Origin of the sequence: Echinicola pacifica DSM 19836 (genome assembly GCF_000373245.1) — a bacterium.
Taxonomy (GTDB): Bacteria; Bacteroidota; Bacteroidia; order Cytophagales; family Cyclobacteriaceae; genus Echinicola; species Echinicola pacifica.
In genome coordinates this window covers 81,935-103,423 of sequence record NZ_KB890741.1, presented here as the reverse complement: position 1 = coordinate 103,423, position 21,489 = coordinate 81,935, and the positions used below count along the sequence as shown (strand labels likewise).

Genomic DNA, 21,489 nt, shown 5'->3' with positions numbered 1-21,489 from the left:
ATTTAAAGCCAACAGCCACTTTTTAGCTTCACACTAATGCTGGATCTAGCATCAAATCATCCTTAGGACTTTCCCCTCTTCTAATACCAACTCCCTATCTACCACCTCGGGAATATCCTCATCATAATGGCTGACATAAATCATGGATACCTGTGGATGGCTTCCAATGTGATTTACTGTCTCCCTAAAGAGGATTCGCTGTTCGTCATCCATCCCCTGCGCAGCCTCATCCAGGATGAGTAAGGCGGGGGACTTGATCATCGCCCGGGCCAATAAGCAGAAGCGCTGATTTTCCAGGGGCACTTGATTTAATCTTTTTTGAGCAATATGCTCTATTCTAAATAATCGCAACCAATCCATTGCTTCCTGTTCCTGCTCACTACTTACTTTCTTAAATAGACCCATGGTGTCAAACAATCCGGAAAGCACCACTTTTAAGCAGGTCTGGTTGCTGGGGAAATAACGAACCAGCTCCGGGGAGACAAAACCTATCGGCCGTTTGATATCCCAAATGGACTCGCCAGTTCCTCTTTTATGGTCAAATAAAGTCAGGTCGTTGGCATAAGCCTGAGGATTCTCGCCATTGACCAAGCTCAACAGCGTGGATTTCCCCGCGCCATTATGTCCACGAAGCACCCAACACTCCCCTTGCTTCACCGACCAATTTACCTGATCGAGAATCACCTTGCCATTGTATTCGATATGAATATTATTCATCTGTACGAGCTGATCAAAGGTAGGGATCGGCTTCGCCTGAATGAGCTTGTCCAATTTACGATGATCAAATTGGGCCAAAGCTTGGTGCTGATGAAAGTCTAAAGAATGAAATTCCTCCCTTCGCAGGGTTTGAGAGACTTTTCCTCCCTCCAAAATCGCCACATGGGTAATAGCCTCGGGTATCTCTCCGGCAGAAGTCGCCATGATCACCTGAATCCCGGAAGCCATCATCGCCTCCAGCACCTCCGTAAAATGCGCCCTAGATCCCACATCCAAACCCGTCATCGGCTGATCCATCAAAAATAATTTCGGATTTCGCAGCAAGGCTGACGCAATCGCCAACCTCCTCGATTCACCATTGGAAAGCTTGATAAGTGACTTATCCGATAGCCGCTCCAGGTCCAACAAACCCATCACATTCTTAGTATTCCAATATCCTGCACGCTTGACAGGCACCTCGGACAAATGCTCCCAAACGGTGGCTGCTTCCTCAGACTCTGAAGAATTGAATCGCTGCTGATAATAAAAATTCTGGAGATTGGACTTATTCGTAAAGGTGTATTTCTGTGAAACCACTGATACGAGATCCCTGAAGCTATTGATCTCCCCAGCAGCGGTTTTCTCTTGCTGATATTCACGAGAAAACTCTCGAATAATCTGCCCTTGAGACAAATTAGTCTTACCCAAAATCGTATCCAGAAAAGCCGTCTTCTCCATTCCAGAAGCACTCAAAATGGCCCATTGCTCCCCTTCCAACATTTCAAATTCCAGATCCTGAAAAATGTTACGCTCCAGATAATTGACCTTCGCCCCTTTGATGGCTATAAAACTTCCCTTATTCATTTCTTATTATTTCTTATTCTTGCTATCAATAGAAATGGTCACTGGACCATCATTGACCAGTGAAACCTTCATATCCGCCCCAAATTCCCCTGTCTGTATGGGCTGGCCAAGCTCCTGCTCCACCGTCTGGATAAATCCCTCATATAAGGGGATGGCTATATCTGGCTTAGCAGCTTTGATATATGAAGGTCGATTTCCTTTTTTGGTACTGGCATGAAGGGTAAATTGACTGATCAATAACAGCTCCCCACCGATGTCCTTAAGGCTTTTATTCATCACCCCATTCTCATCTCCGAAGATCCTCAGGTTCACGATTTTCTTGCTAAGCCAGTCAATATCTTCCTGGTCGTCGGCCTCTTCTATCCCTAATAATACCATGAGGCCGAGCCCAATTTCTCCCTTTAACTCCCCGTCAATTCGCACGGCGGACTCAGATACCCGTTGAATAATAGCTATCATTACTAGTGTTAATTTTTTGAAAGCTTGAAGATAAATGAATTCGCTCAAGATTGACAGCTTTGATCCGTCCAATTTATTGCTTTGATGAAGCGATAGAAACAGAAAACAGCGCTAAGGACAGAAAGGGGGAGTTAATTACAATTCAGCTTATTTATTGAATAGTGTAAAAAGCGGGATATCATATAATAACACAAAATTGGTCCTGGCGATACTCACCTCTCCATAGACGGTATTGTCCGGATCTGTGTAGGATCGAAGATGAGGAGCATAAGAGTAATTTACCCCAAAAGACAAGGGCGACTTTTTAAGATTATACAAGACGCCGGCTCCTGGCATAAAAAAATGGGACGGACGCCAATCGGAATAATAGGTCGAGTCATCATTCAGGCGCAGGTTGAAGGTGGAGCCTAAGTCCAAAACGCTCAATAATACCGTCCAATGATAATTCCAGGTGATGGCAAATCCGATGGGAATCGTCATCCCTATATTCCCTTTAGGCGGAAGGCTGGGGGCATCAAAGGTATATTCGGTCCCGCCCGTCACCCCTATATAAGTATTGAATGAGATATTAAACTTACTCGCCCGCTTGATGGAGGAGCTGCTAATGGGCATTATGAAGGTATTCAGAAGTGAAATTATCTGATCAGGCTGTTTTAATAAGGCTAATTCTACTAAAAAATTTAGATTTCTAAACTTTTGAGAGTCATGATTTTCCCCAAACATAAGCCAAAATTCCACCATACTTCGCTGGAAGTCCTGCTGCCTAATATGCTTTACCATTTTCACATATTTCTGTACATCCATCTCATAAGCACTCAAGTCAAAAAGCTTAGTATAGCAGGAATCGCCTTTAAAATGCGCCATAAAAGTCTCAGTGGCATTGGCCACGTGGATGGCATAATCCATAAAATCGCTCATGGAAGTAAAGTCATAGGACTTATTCTTCGCCAATCTATAGGCATTATTAAGTGGCTCCACGAAGTCCGATAGCTCATGGATATAGCCGACAAATGTCTCCTTATTTACTTCAAAAAACGGATATTCTCTCAATTGCTCATAAAGTAATCCATAGAAAAAATGACTAATCACACTTTTTTCGTCCAGTAGTGAGCGCTTATATTTCATATCTACCCATTGATCTTTGCTATCTTCCACCTCCGCAAGGGCATGACTCAGCAGCACCATAAGCTGCATACCTGCGGCGACATTGACTAGATTCTGCTCTTTGGATTTCAGATCTGCCTGTAGGGCAATATTATTTAGCGTCTCCTTAATCGTAAATTCCTCCTCCAAACTGTGTAAAATGGAATGACTCATTTTGAGTATGAATTTTTGTTCGTCAGTGAATGAAAGGACGGAGCTATTGATCAACTTCTTTGGGAGGTCCTCTATTTCTGTCCTGACGATCTCCCGAATAAGGGTAATATCTGAGGTAAATATGCCACTATCTTCCTCTGCTAGTTGATTGATTAATTGGAGTGACATGGGGAAGCAGGAGTTTATCAAGCTGTCTTTGGCCAGTAGATTGATGAGTCGCTGGACGCCAAAGTGCAAGCCCGCATTGGCAAAGCGCTTCACCAGAAAACTATCAAAATTCTCATTTGCAGTTGATTTCCATTTATCATCAGAATCGCTTTCTATATTAAACTTGGCCGCATCAATCTGGGCCATGGAGGAGGGAGCGGGTGAAGCTGGCGACTGACTGCTCGTCTGTATTGAATCCGAGTGGAGAAATCCCATATCTGCGAATAGAGAATCACTCAGAAAGGGGTTCCTTTCCATGGATAAAGGGGTGAATTCCAATCCATAGTTTTTGAAAATAACTGCTATTTTTTGTTTGCAATAATCCGCTGAATACTTTTTTGAATTATATCCCGCAACAAGCTCTCCTAATTCAACTGCATCTTGGTAGGTGTTACGAAATTCAGATAAATCTTGCCCAAAAGCTTGGTTGCAATGCACTAAACAGACAACTATCACCCAAAGAACAATCTTCATATAATGCTTTTTAACCATATGATTAATTGCGATTGTTACAATTATTATAAGCACGCTGACCTATACAATTTTCTTCTCCTCACTGTTTAGTGGTTTTGGCTGTATCTCGTTAAGAAGGAATCAGGGCAATACCTACATACTTGATCAGAGGCTGATTGAATAAAATTCAGATCAAATATCTAGAATAATTGAGGATTAAACACTGTCGACAAGCTCTTTGAGCCCATATTATCAAAAAAATAGGCATAATTCAATAAAAACTGTCTAAAGAAATCAGGAAATGAAGATTAATAATTAAAATATGCATATTTGAGGGTATAAAAAAATCTTATTCCTCGAAAAAATTTAACTTGTCTTAGATTTAAAAAATCTGCATCTCACTGGAATTGATCACTTTAACCACTTCCAATTCATCCGTATGTGCCTGATGGATCATGGCTTTGGCTACTTGATAGGCATGAATAGGTTTATATTTCTTCAAAATGCCCACTGCCGTCACCCAGCTGGCCAGCCGCTTACCAATACTCTCCCCTAAGCGGGACTCATTTCTATCCCCTAATAAAATCGAGGGTCTAAAAATCCCTAAATAGTCAAATGGTATCAATTTGAGGTCTTGCTCAACCTCGCCTTTTACCTTGCTATAAAAAACTGATGAAGTCTGATCTGCACCCAGAGCACTCACATAATGAAACTTCTTCGCTCCCCATTGATGCGTCCATTTGGCAAAATTGATCACATAATCATGATCGATCTTATAAAAATTCTCCTTGGATTTTGCCTTCTTTATCGTCGTCCCAAGAGCACAGAAGCCCTGGATTTCCAACTCAAATTTCTCCAATGAAACGATAAGCTGATGGAGATCCCCACCGATATTTTGTTTTCTAAGCTCTCCGATCAAGCTGACCTGAGGAAGAGTCCCGAAGTCCACCACTAACTGCAGCAGCTTGGGATGTTTGATCGCTAGATCTCGCCGGCTCACCACCAGGACATATGAAAATGTGGGGTCGGAAAACAACTGATGTAACAGTTGCATTCCCACCAATCCTGATGCTCCAGATACGATCGCTAGCTTTTTCATTAGACTAATTTCTGACTAAGTAAGTCGACAAATTCTTTTTCTAAGTGTTGATTTTTATTCTTAGCATACCAAAGGTGTACGCTTTTCTTAAAATCCTCAGGAGATTCCCCATTAGGATTCTGCTTATAAGCCAGCATGAGATCCTGCAATTCCTTAGGTCTGGGTCCCCAGTCAAATAATACCTCCAAACTGTCCTCATCCAGGCCGATCACTTTAGGAATGGATCTAGCGCCATTGGTCAGAAAAGCATCCATCAAAGCAGGATTTTCATCCCGAAGCAGGTACCTTACTTTAAGTAAAGGATTTAGTGAGGCCAGTTTCTCCAAATATGGCATATTCTGAGCCGCATCACCACACCAAGCTTCCGTAAGCACCAGCCAAGTCTGAGGGCTATCTATAGCCTCCACGACGGACTGTGCCTCCTCGCTGATCTTAGAGGTTTTGTCCCAGCGTTTCATTCTCTGCACATTGATTCTGGTATAATCCAGCATGACTTCAGAGTGATTTTCACCGGTAGTTTTGTTCTCTATTAATAAGGTATCGATCAGATTACGGTACGTGGCATAGTCCATAGAACGGTCAAGAAGCTCACGGGTAATCAAGGAGGAATGGTCAGTCATAATTAAGTTATATTTTTCGGATTAACGGTAAGAATCAAACTTTTGTTCGTTCCCAATCCAAAAAAGCTTCAATGTCGGATTGCATGCTCTTGGTGATAGCCAGCAGGACCGACAGGTCATCGACATAGCCCAAGCCCGCAATAAAGTCAGGGATTATATCAAAGGGCATCACAAAATAAAGCAGACCTACCACCAATAAAATCAACGATTTGGAGCTAAAGGCTCGATATTCATTTCGCTGATAGGCTCGGATCATTCTTACCACCACGTCCAGGTACATTTTGGCCTCTTTGACGGTGGGATTATCAGCCAAAAGATGGATTTTTGAGCCCACCCTTTCCAGTAATTCATGTATTTTCTCTTTACTTTTGGCGATCTTTTCCGCCTTTCCCTGATAGTTCCGCTTTACCTTTCCGATCAGGGTCTTATGTTCGTTGCTTGTATTTTCCATGGTTGGTTATTATAGCTTACAAGTAAAATCTAATTTCATCCTTCACTTTAGTCAAAGCAAATGATATGCCGTCATTTTTTCTGCCAAGTGACAATTGAAAAACCTTCTTTGCCAAAACCACTGATTTATCATCGACGCTTACATCTTGCATGGCCGAGTTGATGAGGGAGATCACTTCTTCCACGGCATTACGAATACTTTCCCAGGTTTCATCGGAAAAGTAAAGTTGCTGCGAGAAATTATGATTGAACTCATTTCTTACTTCCTGCAATAAAAGGCCGTGCAGCTCGCCAGCGGTATAGGTAGGATCATTTAACCTACGCACCAAATTATTGGGGCTGATTCTTTCTAATAATAAACAAAGTCGCTCCCCTGCTTGAAGTTTAAGGGGGATTACTACCTTGGTATTCTGCGTTTTGAAATCTATTAATCGATCCTCTCTTTCTTTTCGAATAAAAGATATAATCACCAAATACATGGCGTAAATGACCAGCCCAGCTGGCAAAACAATCTTCAATAGAGCAAAAATGTATTCCATCAGTTTGTATTTTAATCCCGAATATCACAAATATATCAAAGACAAGTTGCCTATTTATGATTATTTTTGAACTATAATCGTGCCTTGAACATTTAGATTTTATGCTAATACCTATTACGATAACTGAAAAAGCGCAGGAGGAGATCAGAAATATCATGACTCATAAGAATATCCCAACAGATTACGCCTTAAGGGTCGGGGTAAAAGGAGGAGGTTGTGGCGGCATGTCTTACGCACTGGGTTTTGACCTTAATAAAGAAGGAGATGAATCCTTTCAGTTGGAAGGAATCCCAGTGCTGATCGAGAAACGGCATGTGATGTTTCTAATGGGCATGCAGATTGATTTTTATGAAGGGGATGACGCTAGAGGCTTCACCTTTGTCAATCCAGACATTCCTAAGCGACATGATTTAGACCCAGCCACCTAAGTAGATGCTATGAAAACCACCTTATCCATTCTCCTGTACCTTTTGGCTTGTACCACGCTTAGAGCTCAGGAAGTCCTGCAATTGGTCGAAAACGAGCCTTCTTCAGTAGCAGCAGTGGCTGAACTTAATTGGATGACAGGCTACTGGGAAGGAGAAGGGCTTGGGGGATTTTGTGAAGAAATATGGCTACCCGAAAAAGAAGGCCATATGAATGGCATCTTTAGATTTTTTAGTGAAGGCGAATTGATATTCACCGAATATATGGCCTTAACCAATGATGCAGAGGGTCGGCTATATTTGAAGCTCAAACATTATGGTGAGGACTATTCCCCTTGGGAAGAAAAAGATCGGTGGGAAGAATTTAAACTTATCAAGATTCAGGGAAAGACGGCTTATTTCGATGGCTTGACTATTTCTCGGGAAGATGATCAAATGACCCTGCAATTAATCATTGAGCATGAAGGCAATTCCTCTATAGAAACCTTTAACTATTCGCTCAATAGCCTATAAAAAGCCTTCAAATGCGGGCCTGACATTGGACCAAAACTCATCCAGGGCAATGATCCGAGGCTTCAAAAAGGAAATGATTTCACTCCAATCTTCCTGCTCCATCACATTGACATTGGGTAGGGTCTTCTGGATTTTGGAAGTGACCTTGCCATAGTCATCTGTACTATGAAGGGACCATTGCCATTCCTCTCCAAGTGCACCTTCGAGCAGTTTTTTGAAGGTTTGGAACTGCTCAAAAACCAGCTCCTGCATCTCCAGATCCTTAAAATTGATCTCTATACCTATGGAGGCAAAATCACGCTCTGCTTTCATGCGAAAAAACACCTGAGGAACGTGTGTTTTATAATTCTGCCAATTTACCTTAAGCCCTTCGGCAGAAGGTACCGGCTTCATATATTGGCCAAAAGTGGTCCAAAAATCAGTCTTGGTCTTTGTGATTTCAGCTCTTGTGTACACTTATCTATAATCTTCTGGGTAGGAAACGGTAACTACCGAAAAATTCACCACACCTCCCAAAGCTGGATTGTGTTTTTTGATAGTAATCTGCACCTTGGGAAGCCCCGGGTAAGACGCCAAAATATCCTGAACGATCCTATGCCCTAGATGCTCTAGCAGTTTTACAGGCTCCTGCATATGCGCCTTGGCTATTTGGTACAGGCGACTGTAGTCAACAGTGTCATCCAGCTTATCCTCGAGCATGGCTTTTTTAAAGTCAGTCTCTACGTGGATATCCACCGTAAAGCGGTTTCCAAGCTTCTTCTCCTCACTATATACCCCATGAAATGCATGAAATTCTATTCCCTCAAGCGATACTTTCCCCATTTTCAGTCAAATTGATCAAAAAACGAACCCGAACTCTTTTTGCTAGCTGGCAGATCCTCTTTGGGTTTGGGCACCTCGGTGGCTTTCGGCTCTGCCTTTTCCATGATCGGCTCTGGCTCTGGCTCTGGTGCAGGGGAGCTTTCCTCCACTTTCACCTCTGGTATCTTCGGAGTTTCTTCCTCCCTCAAATCTATAACCAGTGAAGACTCTACCGGGCTTGCGCTAGGGATAGGTTCAGCAAGCTCCGCTGCTGGAGATTCATGTTCTGAAGGCTCCGATTCCGCTTTTTTATTTTCAATTACAAAAGTATGCGACCTTTCTTTGGGCTGGCGTGATGCCTGCTCAGGAGCAAAGGAGGAAGATTGACGGTTAAGGTCCTTCACTGCTTTATGGTGCACATCCATATCAATACGCTTAAAATCATCCTGAGACTGGCTGATATTGTCAAGGCTTTCGCTGGCCATTTTCTTTAGATTACGCACGAGCATCTCCCTTTGAGAAAGCAACGCTTCATAATTATCCACCAACACCTTCACGTCTTCCTTCAAATCTTCAATGATCCCCTTCGCCTTGGTTTCCGCTTCATCTACGATATTGCGGGAATTATTTTTTGATTCAGCTTGGATGGCATCGGCATTCATCTGAGCTTCTTTTAGAATAAGCTCGGCTGTTTTATTGGCCTGTTCGATGATGCTGGCACCAGTATCTTCAGCCGCTTTGAGGGTTCTGAAGAGAGAGTCTTCCACTTCTCTCAATTTGGCAGATTCCTTTTGTACCTGTTCCAGTTTGATTTTCAGCTCCCTTTTTTCATCCATTTCCCGCTCCCATTCCTGAGAGAGAGTCACTAAAAAAGAATTCACTTCATCTTTATCATATCCCCGAAAGATTTTTTCAAATGTTTTCTGGCGTATTTCTAAGGGTGTTATTTTCATATAACTTAAATTTTCTAATGCCTAATAGTTGGAATGGTTAATGCATTTGGTCCAGATCGATCTCCCAGATAGAAATGGTCCGATCATCACTTATGGCAATGACCTGCTGATTATAGCGACTCCAAATCACCTTATTGACGGAGGTACCATGACCGGCATGTCTGGACTTATCAATCACCTTCAAGAGCTCAAAGCTTGCAGAATCCCACAGTTTGATGGATTTGTCCATACTACAAGTTACAAAATATCTGCCATCTTCCCGAAAGTCGAGATAGTTGATCGCAAACATATGAGCAACGATGTCTTTTTGCAGCTGGTATGTAGCGCTGGACCAAACTTTCAGGTGAGCATCACGACCACCAGTAATCAGCGTCTCTCCATCGGGGGAATACCGCAGGGCAAATACCGAATTGGTATGGTCATCCATATGGCTAAGCGCCTGATAATTCCGCAGATCAAAAATTTTGACAGAATGATCACTCGCTCCCACTGCTAGATGATGCTGGAGAGGATTGATATCCATCACTCTAATATTCTTCTCTCCTATTTTGAGATGCTTTATTACCGAACGCTCCTGAATATCCAGAACGATGATCATCCCACTTCCCGTCGCCACAAAGGCTTTATTTCCAAAAGTCTTGATATCAAAAATAGCCTCATCGGTAATCTTCAGTGACCAGATTTCCTGATTGGTATTAAGGTCGATCACATGCACACCCTCATAGTTATGCCCTATAAATAAGAGGTTATTCTCTATATTCACCTCCAATGCATATACGGAATGGGGTAATTTAGCAATTAATTTTCCGTCTTTGGGCTGGTCCAAATCCCACTGTACCACCAATCCATCACCAGCTCCTGTGTAAAAATACCTAGGATTTGCACCTTCTACCAGCGCATAAACGCTGTCATTATGACCGGTAAGGGTATTTAGTTTATTTACTTGAATTTTTGACATATATTGCAACAATAATCAAACATCACTCCTCGCCTGCTGTATGCTAGCAAAAATAGAAAAAATAAGTCCTTTATCTGCTTTGGCCATTAAGAATATTGATGAGGAGGAAAATAAGCCCGTAGATTTCCTAAGTTTCCGGGAAAAACTTTCCTTCGCCAATATCAGTCATCCTGACAAGAAGAAAGAATGGAAAGGAGCACGAATCGCTATAAAAGCGGCGCTAGATGCCATAAACCTGGATTACCCAGGCTTCTATAAGGATGAACATGGCAAATCTTACCCGATGAATAATTATGGCAATGTCTCTCTCACCCATACTCAGGGCTTAGCAGCAGCAATTTTTCATAAGGAAATGCCCGTGGGTATAGATATTGATTATATCAAAGAGAAAGTGGTACGCCTGGGACCCAAATTCCTGGACCCATCCGAGATGGATTTTCTCAATAATGATCCTTTACTTTATACTATCGCCTGGTCGGCTAAGGAGTCAATCTTCAAATGCCAAGGTCGAAAGGGAATTAGCCTACGCCAAAACATCCTCCTTTCGCCCTTCTGCGCAGAGGATAAGGTGGTCAAAGGAAAAATCTATCACACCGAATTTGCCGATCACTATTATGCGGTGAAGGTGGAGCAAGAAAAGGACCTCGTGCTCACCTATACCATCTGGTAATACCGACTAGCCTCAACGGCCTTATCAATACATTGGCGGCTCAAGAATAGCCAATAATTCTCGGACTTCCTCCACTTTATGTGGCTCCCCAAGTTTTTCAAATGCCACGATTAGATTTCGTAAGGTCCGCTTCACAATATCCAAATTGCTGCAAGGCTCAAAAAACTCATCTCTGGGCTCTATCTTCAAGTGCTGAAGGTAATTATTAATATCCTGACGGCTAAAGATCAAGCCCTTGTTGAAGGCATTGATATAAATAGTGGTCTCAGCGGATTTATAGGTGAGCACAAATAGGTTGGGGAGATTCACCCCATATACCGGTAGGCCTAACTTCTGAGCAACCAAATAATAAATAGCACAGAGCGAAATGGGATTTCCTCTTCGGGTGTCCAGCACATTACTGATCATACTATTACCTGGAGAATGAAAATTCTTGGTATTCGCCGAAAACCTCAGCTGGTTAAAAAGGACGTTATTGATTTGTCTTACCTGATCAAAGGCGGTAAGGTTCTGATCAAAGGCCGTCCACACCTCAAAATAGATCTGATTCATCTCTGCATTGATCGTCTCAAATTCCAGATCGGGGTATTGATAGGTATTTAGAATCCATAATCCTTGAAGCAAATCCCTATCCTCAGACAGCAGCCACTGCTCCAAGCGCTCTTTCAGTAAGCTATACTGAAGCTCATGCACAAGCTCTTCAATTTCTCTCTGTAAGTCAGGGTTAAAACTATTCTCCCACTTCTGCTCTAAAAAAGGAATAACATCATTTCCCATAGATATGATTTTCCCTTTCACATGATCCTTCACTTCTCTATCTGTATCATCGAGAAGAGACACCAGCGCATGTAGCTCCTTTTCACTCAGCTTTTCCATATTATCTATCTGTATTCGACTTCCGTATTTCCCTCCAAAAGCCTTTTAATTTTATTATAAATGGGTGTTTTTTGAGGCGAAAATCAATCAAATTTACAATCAAGTTTGTATAACTCCTACATTAAAACGCTCAGTAATGGGTGAATGGTTCGCTGCTTCTATCCCTATGGATATAATCCTTCTGGTTTCCAGAGGATTAATCACTCCATCTACCCATAAGCGGGCGGCGGCATAATAGGGGCTGAGCTCCTCTTTATATTTTTGGGTAATTTCATCCAGCAATTTTGTTTCCTCTTCGGGGGAGATTACTTTACCCTGTTTTTTCAAGGAAGAGACCTTAATTTGCAATAAAGTTTTAGCGGCAGAGGCCCCAGACATTACAGCCATCTGGGCGCTAGGCCAGCTGAAGATCAATCTTGGGTCATAGGCTTTACCGCACATGGCGTAGTTTCCCGCGCCATAGGAGTTGCCTAGGATGATGGTGAATTTTGGCACCACCGAATTGGCCATTGCATTGACCATCTTCGCTCCATCCTTGATGATTCCTCCGTGCTCAGCCCTACTTCCCACCATAAATCCACTCACATCTTGGAGGAATAAAAGTGGAATTTTCCGCTGATTACAGTTCATGATGAAGCGGGCGGCTTTATCGGCTGAATCAGAATAGATGACTCCCCCCATTTGCAACTCCCCTTTACTGGTCTTAACCACCCGTCTTTGGTTGGCGATAATACCCACTGCCCAGCCATCGATTCTTGCAGTGCCACAGACTAGTGTCTGGCCATAAGTAGGCTTATAGGCATCGAAGGTCCCGGCATCCACCAAAGTCTCTAATACCTGCTCCATATCATAAGGCTTCACCCTCTCGGCTGGAAACAGTTCGAATATTTTCTCAGTAGGAAGAGCTGGCTCGGAAGGCTCCTGCCTGTCAAATCCTGCAAGATCTGGAGCTCCTAAAGTCTCAAATATCCTCCGTATAGCCTCAAGGCACGCCTGATCTGTTTCATACTTCTGGTCAGTCACCCCGGAGATCTCACAATGTGTCGTGGCTCCACCCAAGGTTTCATTGTCTATGGTCTCCCCAATTGCGGCCTTAACCAGATAAGATCCCGCTAAAAAAATGGATCCTGTCTTATCCACTATCAATGCCTCATCAGACATAATGGGCAGGTAGGCTCCTCCAGCCACACAGCTCCCCATTATAGCAGCTACCTGCACGATTCCCATCGCAGACATCTTGGCATTGTTTCTAAATTGCCTCCCAAAATGCTCTTTATCTGGAAAAATCTCGTTTTGCATTGGCAAAAATACCCCGGCACTATCCACCAGGTAGATTATTGGGAGCCTATTCTCCATCGCTACTTCCTGAGCTCTTAGGTTTTTCTTTGCGGTCATGGGAAACCAAGCGCCCGCTTTGACGGTAGCGTCATTGGCCACGATCACACACATCCGGCCACTCACCCGGCCAATACCCGTCACTACGCCTGCACTCGGACAGCCTCCTTCCTCCTCATACATGCCATCTGCCGCAAAAGCTCCTATCTCCAAAAACTGCCCCCCCTCATCCATCAAAAAATCTATGCGCTCTCTGACCGTCAGCTTTCCTTTTGCATGCTCTTTCTCCATACGCTTTTCGCCGCCGCCCTTCTTTACTTCGCTTAGCTTTCTTACCAGCTCCTCCAGCAGCGCCAAATGCTGCTCCTTATTTGAATCTTTCATGGGTTTATATCTTTTGTATTGTCACTAGTCCTAATATAGAAAATTTCCATAAATAATAGCAGCCAGCCTTCAACCCTTCCCCATTACAACACCAGAGTCGTTTCTTTAAAAATCAGCTTTTTGGAGGGAAATAAAAAAAGGGGAATTTAAATTGTCTATAATTTCTCCCTAAGATAGCAGCCACAGGCATATCACTATCCTCACAACACGTTCAAGAATAATGCTATTTTCCACAGCCATCATTTCGTTCTCTAAAGAAATATGCTAAAAACCACTCCGCAGCCAGGAACTGGATTTAAGAACTGAATTTAAAATAGTGCGATAAAATATAGAAGGCCTAAAAAAATCGAGCTTGATTCCTCCTGCAAAAAACCTTACCTCCAATGGAAATAAAAGATCATTAGGCTGAATAATCATGATATTTCAGCCTGTAAGGCTAAACTATGGAACCCAGGCAAAAAAAGCCCTCTGCCTGAGTTCTAAAAAAAAATTACTTCGATAAGGTCTGATTAGAAGTTTAGCGCCCTAAATGATAGAAAGCTAAACCTCCAATTAGAATTAATATGCTTCGACTTCTTCTTTATATGCTTTTATGGATCGATAAATGGCGGAAGACAAATAAGCTTGGCCATTTTCGCTATTGAGGTATTTTTCTTCAGTAGAATTAGACAAAAAGCCTGTTTCAATCAAAATGGAAGGCATGCTTGTGGTCCATAATACGTAGAGCGGTAGTTGCTTTACGCCTCTACTATGACGGTTAACTCTGGTCTTGAAGTCATTTTCCACTTTTTGAGCCAAGGAAAGACTGTTGGCAAAATAGGCTTTTTGGATTAGGTTAAACATCATATAGGACTCCGGGGCATTGGGATCAAAGCCCTCATAGTTTTCCTCATAGCCATCTTCCATCAGGATCACTGAGTTTTCACGCTTTACTACATCGAAGTTACGGTCAAAGTGATTTGCACCCATGACATAGGTTTCAGTGCCATAGGCATTGGAGCCCTTTACGGCGTTACAGTGAATCGACACAAAAAGGTCAGCTTTATTACGATTGGCGATATTAGCTCTTTCCTTTAGTTCAATAAAGACGTCGGTCTTTCGGGTATAAATCACCTCCACATCCGGCAGATATTTCTCGATATAGGCTCCCACTTGCAGAGCGATAGAAAGGGCAACATCCTTTTCCTTGGACCTACTGCCAAGAGTTCCGGGGTCTTTCCCCCCATGCCCAGCATCGATGACCACTCTTCGCAACTTAAATTCCCGCTCTCCTTCCCCTGTGGGGACAAAAGAGGACAGCAATGCTATGCTAGTCAGAAAAAGAATTATTATAAGATTTTTGACACTGGTTCGTTTCATAAACATTAATAAGCTTAACTTTACGCAAAATTCATAAATTTTTGAAGCAAATAGAAGTAAATCTGTGCAGAATATTAAGGTAGCGTATCTTTCCTTTTTCCTCATAGTCATTAGCCTACAGATTTCCTACGGTCAAAGACGGCTCCAGAAGCAGTCGGGTGCCGAAAAGGAAATTGTTGCTCCTGACTTATCCCCCTTGCCGGAAAGGCCACTTCCCTCCCTTATGGACAGTTTGGCGGTATTGGACAGCATCCCTAAATCGGACACAGCAAAGGTTGTGCCTAAGGGTGATATCGAAACCGTCATCAAATATGCAGCAGAAGACAGTATTTTATCTGATTTTAAGCAAAAAAAAGTATTTCTCTACAAACAGGCTTGGTTTGAGTACGGTAATATCCGTTTGGATGCGGACTATATTGAGATCGATTGGGAAAAAAACGAGCTCTATGCCTCTGGTATAAGTGATACCACTGGAACTGTCCAAGGGAATCCGATATTTAAGGAAGGAAATAGCACCTATGAGATCCGAAAGGAAATGAGGTATAATTTCAAGACTAAGAAAGCCATTATTTCTGATGTGGTCACCGAACAGCAGGACGGCTTATTACGTGGGGAAATAGTGAAAAAAGATAACGATGGTAATGTCTATCTCTATCACGGATATTATACCACCTGTAATCTGGCAGAACCACACTGGCATATCTCTTCCAAGAAACTAAAGTCCGTGGAAGGCAAACAAACCATTTCCGGGCCTTTCAACCTTTATTTCAACGGAATTCCCACTCCATTGGGTCTCCCTTTTGGCTTTATTCCAGACCAAAAAGAAGAGCAGGTTTCTGGCATCATCATCCCTTCCTATGGGGAAGAACAGCGGAGAGGTTTTTACCTAAGGGATTTCGGCTATTATTTTGCCTTCAGTGACTATGTACATACCCGGCTGACGGGCGAGATCTACTCCAAAGGAGGCTATGGAGCAAAATTAGCGACTGCCTATAAGAAGCGGTACCGATATAGCGGTGGATTTAATATTGATTTTCAACAATTCCGCAGTCCCGAAACTGACGCAGAGCCTCTCGACTATACCACCATGTGGGTCAACTGGTCTCATACTCCGGAAACGCGTGGCAATTCTCGCTTCTCAGCCTCTGTTAATGCTGGTACGACCAATTATAATAATATAGTGGTCAACCCAAATAGCTACGTCAGGAATACTCAATCGGAATTTACTTCCAATATCTCCTATAGTAAAACCTTTACCGGTACGCCATTTAGTATGTCCGCTAACCTTAGGCATTCACAAAATGTGCAAACTGAGGAGGTGACATTAATCCTCCCAGATATATCTGTCAATATGAATAGGCAGACCCCATTTAGCAATTCCACTTTTGAGCCATTGAAAACACTTAATTTTGCATGGAACTTCACGGCTCAAAACTCCATTGACAATGCTGAAGAGTCTGTATTAGGAGTGGAAAACGATTATTTTCAGGATGACTTCTTTGAGGACGACCTAGAAGCCCCGGATGTCATCCCATTTACTTGGGCCAACCTCCCGAAACTATTAAAGCAGGCGGATAACGGTTTCCGTCACTCTATTCCTGTTTCCTCCAACTTTACATTATTTAAGTATTTTACAGGAACAGCCGGGTTTCAATATACCGAACTATGGTATTTTGATCGGATCAACTATTTCTATAATGCTCCGCAAGAGCGAGTGGATAAGGTACTGGAGAATGGTTTTAGCCGGGTAGGCTATTATAATACCTCCTTTAATATGGCTACGAATATTTATGGTTTCTATAAATTCAAGCCAGGATCAAAAATTGAGGCCATTCGACATCACCTTCAGCCGACCGTGGGAATGTCATTTACGCCTGACTTCTCCGACCCAAGCTACGGCTATTACCAGAGTGTGCAGGTCAATGAGGAAGGGGATGAGGAGCTTTACAGCCGATTCCAGGGCTTCCTATATGGTGGAGCGCCCAGAGGCGAATCTAGATCGCTGAACATCTCCCTAAGAAACACGCTGGAAGCCAAAAAGCGCGTGGAAAGCGATACTGCTGAAGTCACCACTAAGAAATTCCCATTGCTGCAATCTTTCAATATCTCTACCAATTACAATTTCGTAGCGGATTCTTTTAAGCTTGCACCGATAAGCATGAGTACCAGGACCACCTTCTTTGACAATAAAATATCCGTAGCACTATCGGCCACCCTCAACCCATACGCCACCACCAGCTACTATGATGAAACCAGCGAATCCACTCTCTACCGACGTATGAATGAATACGCATGGCAAGCAGGACAAGGCCTTGGCTCCATCAGCCGGGCCAATCTAAACCTGAACGGCAGTTTCAATCCTAGAGGAGCTGAAAAAACCCCTGCCGATACCCGTGAGGAACTGACTAATGAGTTTCTGGATCAAGGTGGGCAGATGAACGAATTTGTGGAAAATGAGATAGACAGGATTGCCAATGACCCCGGGCAATATATCGACTGGAGCATTCCATGGAATATCAATTACGGCTACAACCTCAGCTATAGCAAGAGCGACCGCACAGGGGATACCAATATCACCCAGGCACTGAATGTATCAGGAGATGTCAGTCTCTCGGACAAGTGGAAAGTGAACTTTAATACGGGTTTTGATTTTAGCACAGACAAGATCACCCAAACAATGATAGGCATCGCCCGTGACCTACACTGCTGGCAGATGAATGTGAGCTGGATTCCTTTTGGAGCATTTACCAGCTATAATATCGACATCCGAGTGAAAGCGAGCATATTGCAAGACCTTAAAGTATCAAGAAGACGTTCTTTCTTTGATTATTGATAGCGCGACTTAATGGATGGGATGGTTGAAGGCTAAAACTGTAGTGCATGGGGATATTCGACGATATACCCTATTCTCAGGCAGCAAAAACCCATCGCATATGACTCGCTCTACAGCCAAATCGTAATCAACAACACAATATATCTTTAATTATTTGAGGTATCTACACCTTAGCTCTACTGAGAGGCATAGTCATGCATCGTGGGCCGCCAAGACCGCGGGACAGTTCTGAGGAGGGGATTTCTATTACATCTACCCCCATATCCCGTAGCGCTCGATTGGTATGCTTATTTCTTCTATAACTGATTACTTTCCTAGGACCAATGGCAAACACATTCGCCCCGTCATACCATTGCTCACGAAGTGCATAATCCTTGTTTCCATTTCCTCCAAGGTGAATAATTTCCAAGTAGGGGATTTCTTTTTCCAACACAGTCAATAGCGACTCTTTCAGAACGGTTCTTTTGATATGAACCTGATCGCCGTCATTTTCTTTGAGAGTATAAAGGGAGGTCTGAAGCACAGCTTCCAATGCATCGGGATAGGTGAGTACCAGGTTTTCATCAAGAATAGTGAATACGGTATCCAGGTGCATGAAATTTCTCTTTTTGGGAAGATGAACCTCATAAACACGCTCCACAGTACCTTCTGCTAACAGCGCTTTTGCAACATGATAAATGGCCTTTTCGTCAGTTCTTTCGGAATTCCCAATGGCGATAGCCTTGTCAGAAATAACGATCACATCACCACCTTCTATGCAGGCTGGGTTATTATGGCCATCCACCGGATATATCCTGTTTAGCTGATCCTTAAAGTCAGGATGATTCTCAAAAATCGACCGGATAACATTGGCTTCTCGCTGGCGCCCTTCCATTCGCATGCTCGAGAAGATCATCCCACCCGGCGTCAATGCTGCTGGATCACGCTGAAAATATAAGTTCGGACAAGGAGGAATCACAAAAGCGAAATCCATCAAATCCACCATGGGAAGTTTGCTGATTTTCTTCTTCAACTCATGGACTTTGATCCCTGCGATCAAGGCCGTGGCACATTCAGAAGTGGAAAGCCTACCGAGAATACTCTCGGTGAAGTGTGACAATCGGCTATAACTCAAGGCTTCCTCCATCATCTTAAATAAGATCGCATCATCAGCCATGGTCTCCATCAGCAACTCATGCAAACTAAGTATTTTGGCCCCCGTCACTTGCTTTATTACATTCGTGAAATAATCATGCTCCTGCTGCATCGCTTCGAGGTAAGGGACATCTTCAAATAATAATAATTCCTTATTATACGGAGTAAGTCGATCGATCTCTTTTCCCGGGCGGTGCATCAAAACCGTCTTCAAAGTACCAAATTCCGAATGTAATCTTAAATCCATAATATTTCCCTTAATAACCTATCCAAAAATAAACCTAAAATTAATGACTCAACAACAATCAGACTAATATTAGCTCAAAAACTAACCATATCCCAACATTCTAACTGAAATACTTAAACTAGATATTATAAATAAACTTAAACAAAAAAAGGGAAGAACTTTTGTCCTTCCCTTTTTCGCTATTTCTAAACCACGATTACCATATTCTTACTCGATCTTCAGGAGCTTTATACATCTCATCTCCCTCTTTGACGCCAAAGGCTTCATAGAAAGCGTCTATATTCACCAAAGGACCATTGCCTCGGTACTGAGCAGGAGAATGGGGGTCAGTCTGAATCTGTGTCCTTAAGGCCTCCTCACGGCTCTTAGTTCTCCATACAGTGGCCCAAGAAATAAAGAAACGTTGCTCAGCAGTATATCCATCGATATTTTCAGGACGACCATGCTCCTCAAAGTGTTTTTGAAGGCCATCATAAGCGACTAGTAGGCCGCCTAAGTCGCCTATATTTTCTCCTAGCGTAAGGGCACCCTTTACCTTCACTCCTTCTAATGGCTCATAGCCATCATATTGAGCGACCAGTTTGCCTGTTCTTTCGCCAAAATTCTCCTTATCCTGCTCTTCCCACCAGTTCTTCAAATTGCCTTCTGCATCGTACTGACTGCCTTGATCATCAAAACCATGAGAAATCTCATGACCAATCACTGCGCCGATTCCTCCGTAATTTACGGCCGCATCGGCCTTATAATTATAGAATGGAGGCTGCAGTATTCCTGCTGGAAATACTATTTCGTTCCAGGTTGGATTATAATAAGCATTAACCGTCTGAGGAGTCATAAACCACTCGTCTTTGTCAATAGGCTTCCCTAGTTTATCGATATTCTCCTGAAATCTAAATTTGGAGGAGGCTTTTACATTATCGAAATAAGAAGCGGTCTCAGGATCACCGTTCACTTCCAAGGCAGCATAGGACTTCCATTTGTCAGGAAAACCTATCTTCACATTGAAGGTACCCAATTTCTGCAGGGCCTTCTCTTTAGTGACATCAGACATCCACTCGAGATTCATGATTCTATCCCCCATGGCTGCGAGTATATTCTCAACCATTTCGTTGGCTTTATCTTTTGCTTCCTGAGGAAAATAAGCTTCAGTATAGAGCTTACCAATTGCCTCACCTGCGGCTCTTTCTGTAGTCCCCAATACTCTTTTCCATCGCGGACGCATCTGATCAGTACCCTGCAGCTCTTTCCCAAAAAAGTCGAAATTATTCTTCACGAACTCATAGCTTAAATAAGAAGACGCTCCATCCACGGCATGCCAAGTAAGGTAATTTCTCCAGGTCTCCGCAGGCATGGTATTCAGCACGGCTTCTACTTGTTCCAGGAATTTTGGAGTAGAAACGATCACCTCATCAGTCTTTGCACCAAGGGCATTCAAGTAGGCCGCCCAATCAATGGAAGGAGCAAGAGTTTTCAGTTCCTCCACTTTATACTTATTATACCGGCCCTCTGGATCTCTCAGTTCGATACGGGTTTTACTAGCTTCAGCGAGTCGGGTTTCCAGTTCCATCACCTGCTTAGCTGCTTCCTTTGCTTCGGCATTTTCATATCCTATAAGCCCAAAGGTGCGCTCCAAATGCGCAAGGTATTTGGTTCTTATCTCATTGAATTTCTCATTATCCTCGGTATAATAATCCCTATCTGGCAGGCCTAATCCACCTTGGGAAAGGTATAGAGCCATTTGCTCGGAGTTCTTAAGGTCTGTATTTACTCCCAAACCAAAGAAAGCTCCACCGCCAGACAACTGTTGCATTTCTAAGTATTTCTGAAGGGAGGCAATATCGTTCACCTTTTCGATCTCTTCAAATACGGGCTTCAAAGGATCCAATCCTCTCTTTTCGGCAAGCAGTGAATCCATTCCGATCTGGTAAAAAGCCACGGCTTTGCCCTGGTCAGAATCAGTGGACAAGTTCTCATCTTCCATCGCCTGGGTAAGCACGGTGAGTACTGCATCGTTATTAAATTCTCTAAGTTCATTGAAACTCCCCCAGCGGCCTTGGTCACCTGGGATTTCTGTATTGGCGATCCACTGGCCATTTACAAAACCAAAGAAATCATCCTGTGGGCGGATGGTGGTGTCCATGTTCTCTAAATTGATAGCTTGGACGGTCTCTTCCTCCTGAGCTTGGTTACCAGAGCAGCTCATCATAGCCATGCCTGCACCCATGCTCAGCAAAAGTATATATTGCTTCATCATTATATTTGTTAGGTTTATACTGCTGTGAAATTACTAAAAATAA

At 43.0% G+C, this 21,489-nt stretch carries 20 protein-coding genes; 4 read left to right on the top strand and 16 right to left on the bottom strand.

Annotation, left to right across the window (positions count from 1 at the left end; all coding sequences use genetic code 11):
* Positions 1-51: 51 nt before the first annotated feature.
* From B050_RS0109705 to B050_RS0109675, 7 genes are all read right to left on the bottom strand, one after another.
* Positions 52-1,560, bottom strand: coding sequence for an ATP-binding cassette domain-containing protein (locus B050_RS0109705; protein ID WP_018473725.1), 1,509 nt, complete (start codon positions 1,558-1,560; stop codon positions 52-54).
* 6 nt (positions 1,561-1,566) lie between these two features.
* The gene (gene dtd, locus B050_RS0109700) at positions 1,567-2,019 is read right to left on the bottom strand and encodes a D-aminoacyl-tRNA deacylase (protein WP_018473724.1); all 453 of its coding nucleotides are present in this window, start codon (positions 2,017-2,019) and stop codon (positions 1,567-1,569) included.
* A gap of 147 nt (positions 2,020-2,166) precedes the next feature.
* Positions 2,167-3,801, bottom strand: coding sequence for a hypothetical protein (locus B050_RS0109695; RefSeq protein ID WP_157492678.1), 1,635 nt, complete (start codon positions 3,799-3,801; stop codon positions 2,167-2,169).
* A 577-nt stretch (positions 3,802-4,378) separates the two neighbouring features.
* Positions 4,379-5,095 (bottom strand): Rossmann-fold NAD(P)-binding domain-containing protein, encoded by a 717-nt coding sequence (locus B050_RS0109690; RefSeq protein WP_018473722.1) that lies wholly within the window; start codon positions 5,093-5,095, stop codon positions 4,379-4,381.
* Positions 5,095-5,715 carry a thioredoxin family protein gene (locus tag B050_RS0109685; protein WP_018473721.1) on the bottom strand — a complete coding sequence of 207 codons (621 nt, stop codon included), beginning with the start codon at positions 5,713-5,715 and terminating at the stop codon, positions 5,095-5,097. Before B050_RS0109685 ends, B050_RS0109690 begins: the two co-directional genes overlap by 1 nt.
* Before the next feature lie 34 nt (positions 5,716-5,749).
* Positions 5,750-6,166, bottom strand: coding sequence for a YkvA family protein (locus B050_RS0109680; protein WP_018473720.1), 417 nt, complete (start codon positions 6,164-6,166; stop codon positions 5,750-5,752).
* A gap of 16 nt (positions 6,167-6,182) precedes the next feature.
* Positions 6,183-6,704: a DUF7935 family protein gene (locus tag B050_RS0109675; protein WP_026235771.1), complete on the bottom strand. Its 522-nt coding sequence runs from the start codon at positions 6,702-6,704 to the stop codon at positions 6,183-6,185.
* Positions 6,705-6,805: 101 nt separating this feature from the next.
* Here B050_RS0109675 and B050_RS0109670 point away from each other — a divergent pair, with 101 nt between their 5' ends.
* Positions 6,806-7,132 carry a HesB/IscA family protein gene (locus B050_RS0109670; protein WP_018473717.1) on the top strand — a complete coding sequence of 109 codons (327 nt, stop codon included), beginning with the start codon at positions 6,806-6,808 and terminating at the stop codon, positions 7,130-7,132.
* Positions 7,133-7,141: 9 nt separating this feature from the next.
* Positions 7,142-7,642 (top strand): DUF6265 family protein, encoded by a 501-nt coding sequence (locus tag B050_RS0109665; protein WP_018473716.1) that lies wholly within the window; start codon positions 7,142-7,144, stop codon positions 7,640-7,642.
* On the opposite strand, the gene B050_RS0109660 is transcribed toward B050_RS0109665, so the two are convergent.
* From B050_RS0109660 to B050_RS0109645, 4 genes are read right to left on the bottom strand one after another with little or no spacing between them, the layout of a single operon-like run.
* A complete protein-coding gene (locus B050_RS0109660; RefSeq protein ID WP_018473715.1) occupies positions 7,637-8,098 on the bottom strand; it encodes a DUF4268 domain-containing protein in 462 nt (153 codons plus the stop codon). The two genes, B050_RS0109665 and B050_RS0109660, sit on opposite strands and share 6 nt — an antisense overlap.
* Positions 8,099-8,464 (bottom strand): dihydroneopterin aldolase, encoded by a 366-nt coding sequence (gene folB, locus B050_RS0109655; protein WP_018473714.1) that lies wholly within the window; start codon positions 8,462-8,464, stop codon positions 8,099-8,101.
* 2 nt (positions 8,465-8,466) lie between these two features.
* Positions 8,467-9,396 (bottom strand): DivIVA domain-containing protein, encoded by a 930-nt coding sequence (locus B050_RS0109650; RefSeq protein ID WP_018473713.1) that lies wholly within the window; start codon positions 9,394-9,396, stop codon positions 8,467-8,469.
* 37 nt (positions 9,397-9,433) lie between these two features.
* Positions 9,434-10,354, bottom strand: a complete 921-nt coding sequence (locus B050_RS0109645; RefSeq protein WP_026235770.1) for a WD40 repeat domain-containing protein — start codon at positions 10,352-10,354, stop codon at positions 9,434-9,436.
* A 40-nt stretch (positions 10,355-10,394) separates the two neighbouring features.
* Here B050_RS0109645 and B050_RS0109640 point away from each other — a divergent pair, with 40 nt between their 5' ends.
* Entirely contained in the window at positions 10,395-11,024 is a 630-nt protein-coding gene (locus B050_RS0109640) for a 4'-phosphopantetheinyl transferase family protein (RefSeq protein ID WP_018473711.1), read from the top strand.
* 24 nt (positions 11,025-11,048) lie between these two features.
* Here the strand turns inward: B050_RS0109640 and B050_RS0109635 are convergent, their stop codons facing one another.
* From B050_RS0109635 to B050_RS0109620, 3 genes are all read right to left on the bottom strand, one after another.
* Positions 11,049-11,900 carry a transglutaminase-like domain-containing protein gene (locus B050_RS0109635; RefSeq protein WP_018473710.1) on the bottom strand — a complete coding sequence of 284 codons (852 nt, stop codon included), beginning with the start codon at positions 11,898-11,900 and terminating at the stop codon, positions 11,049-11,051.
* A gap of 99 nt (positions 11,901-11,999) precedes the next feature.
* A complete protein-coding gene (locus tag B050_RS0109630; RefSeq protein ID WP_018473709.1) occupies positions 12,000-13,619 on the bottom strand; it encodes an acyl-CoA carboxylase subunit beta in 1,620 nt (539 codons plus the stop codon).
* A gap of 558 nt (positions 13,620-14,177) precedes the next feature.
* Positions 14,178-14,978, bottom strand: coding sequence for an N-acetylmuramoyl-L-alanine amidase family protein (locus tag B050_RS0109620; protein ID WP_026235769.1), 801 nt, complete (start codon positions 14,976-14,978; stop codon positions 14,178-14,180).
* Positions 14,979-15,042: 64 nt separating this feature from the next.
* Here B050_RS0109620 and B050_RS0109615 point away from each other — a divergent pair, with 64 nt between their 5' ends.
* On the top strand, positions 15,043-17,811 hold the full coding sequence (locus tag B050_RS0109615; RefSeq protein WP_018473706.1) for a putative LPS assembly protein LptD: 2,769 nt from the start codon (positions 15,043-15,045) through the stop codon (positions 17,809-17,811).
* Positions 17,812-17,974: 163 nt separating this feature from the next.
* Here the strand turns inward: B050_RS0109615 and B050_RS0109610 are convergent, their stop codons facing one another.
* The gene (locus B050_RS0109610) at positions 17,975-19,192 is read right to left on the bottom strand and encodes an arginine deiminase (RefSeq protein ID WP_018473705.1); all 1,218 of its coding nucleotides are present in this window, start codon (positions 19,190-19,192) and stop codon (positions 17,975-17,977) included.
* 196 nt (positions 19,193-19,388) lie between these two features.
* Positions 19,389-21,446, bottom strand: a complete 2,058-nt coding sequence (locus B050_RS0109605; protein ID WP_018473704.1) for a M13 family metallopeptidase — start codon at positions 21,444-21,446, stop codon at positions 19,389-19,391.
* Positions 21,447-21,489: the final 43 nt, after the last annotated feature.

Coding starts and splice junctions, on each gene's coding strand:
- B050_RS0109705 (WP_018473725.1), bottom strand. CDS start 1,560: ATGAATAAGGGAAGTTTTATAGCCATCAAAGGGGCGAAGGTCAATTAT.
- dtd (WP_018473724.1), bottom strand. CDS start 2,019: ATGATAGCTATTATTCAACGGGTATCTGAGTCCGCCGTGCGAATTGAC.
- B050_RS0109695 (WP_157492678.1), bottom strand. CDS start 3,801: ATGGAAAGGAACCCCTTTCTGAGTGATTCTCTATTCGCAGATATGGGA.
- B050_RS0109690 (WP_018473722.1), bottom strand. CDS start 5,095: ATGAAAAAGCTAGCGATCGTATCTGGAGCATCAGGATTGGTGGGAATG.
- B050_RS0109685 (WP_018473721.1), bottom strand. CDS start 5,715: ATGACTGACCATTCCTCCTTGATTACCCGTGAGCTTCTTGACCGTTCT.
- B050_RS0109680 (WP_018473720.1), bottom strand. CDS start 6,166: ATGGAAAATACAAGCAACGAACATAAGACCCTGATCGGAAAGGTAAAG.
- B050_RS0109675 (WP_026235771.1), bottom strand. CDS start 6,704: ATGGAATACATTTTTGCTCTATTGAAGATTGTTTTGCCAGCTGGGCTG.
- B050_RS0109670 (WP_018473717.1), top strand. CDS start 6,806: ATGCTAATACCTATTACGATAACTGAAAAAGCGCAGGAGGAGATCAGA.
- B050_RS0109665 (WP_018473716.1), top strand. CDS start 7,142: ATGAAAACCACCTTATCCATTCTCCTGTACCTTTTGGCTTGTACCACG.
- folB (WP_018473714.1), bottom strand. CDS start 8,464: ATGGGGAAAGTATCGCTTGAGGGAATAGAATTTCATGCATTTCATGGG.
- B050_RS0109650 (WP_018473713.1), bottom strand. CDS start 9,396: ATGAAAATAACACCCTTAGAAATACGCCAGAAAACATTTGAAAAAATC.
- B050_RS0109645 (WP_026235770.1), bottom strand. CDS start 10,354: ATGTCAAAAATTCAAGTAAATAAACTAAATACCCTTACCGGTCATAAT.
- B050_RS0109640 (WP_018473711.1), top strand. CDS start 10,395: ATGCTAGCAAAAATAGAAAAAATAAGTCCTTTATCTGCTTTGGCCATT.
- B050_RS0109635 (WP_018473710.1), bottom strand. CDS start 11,900: ATGGAAAAGCTGAGTGAAAAGGAGCTACATGCGCTGGTGTCTCTTCTC.
- B050_RS0109630 (WP_018473709.1), bottom strand. CDS start 13,619: ATGAAAGATTCAAATAAGGAGCAGCATTTGGCGCTGCTGGAGGAGCTG.
- B050_RS0109620 (WP_026235769.1), bottom strand. CDS start 14,978: ATGAAACGAACCAGTGTCAAAAATCTTATAATAATTCTTTTTCTGACT.
- B050_RS0109610 (WP_018473705.1), bottom strand. CDS start 19,192: ATGGATTTAAGATTACATTCGGAATTTGGTACTTTGAAGACGGTTTTG.
- B050_RS0109605 (WP_018473704.1), bottom strand. CDS start 21,446: ATGATGAAGCAATATATACTTTTGCTGAGCATGGGTGCAGGCATGGCT.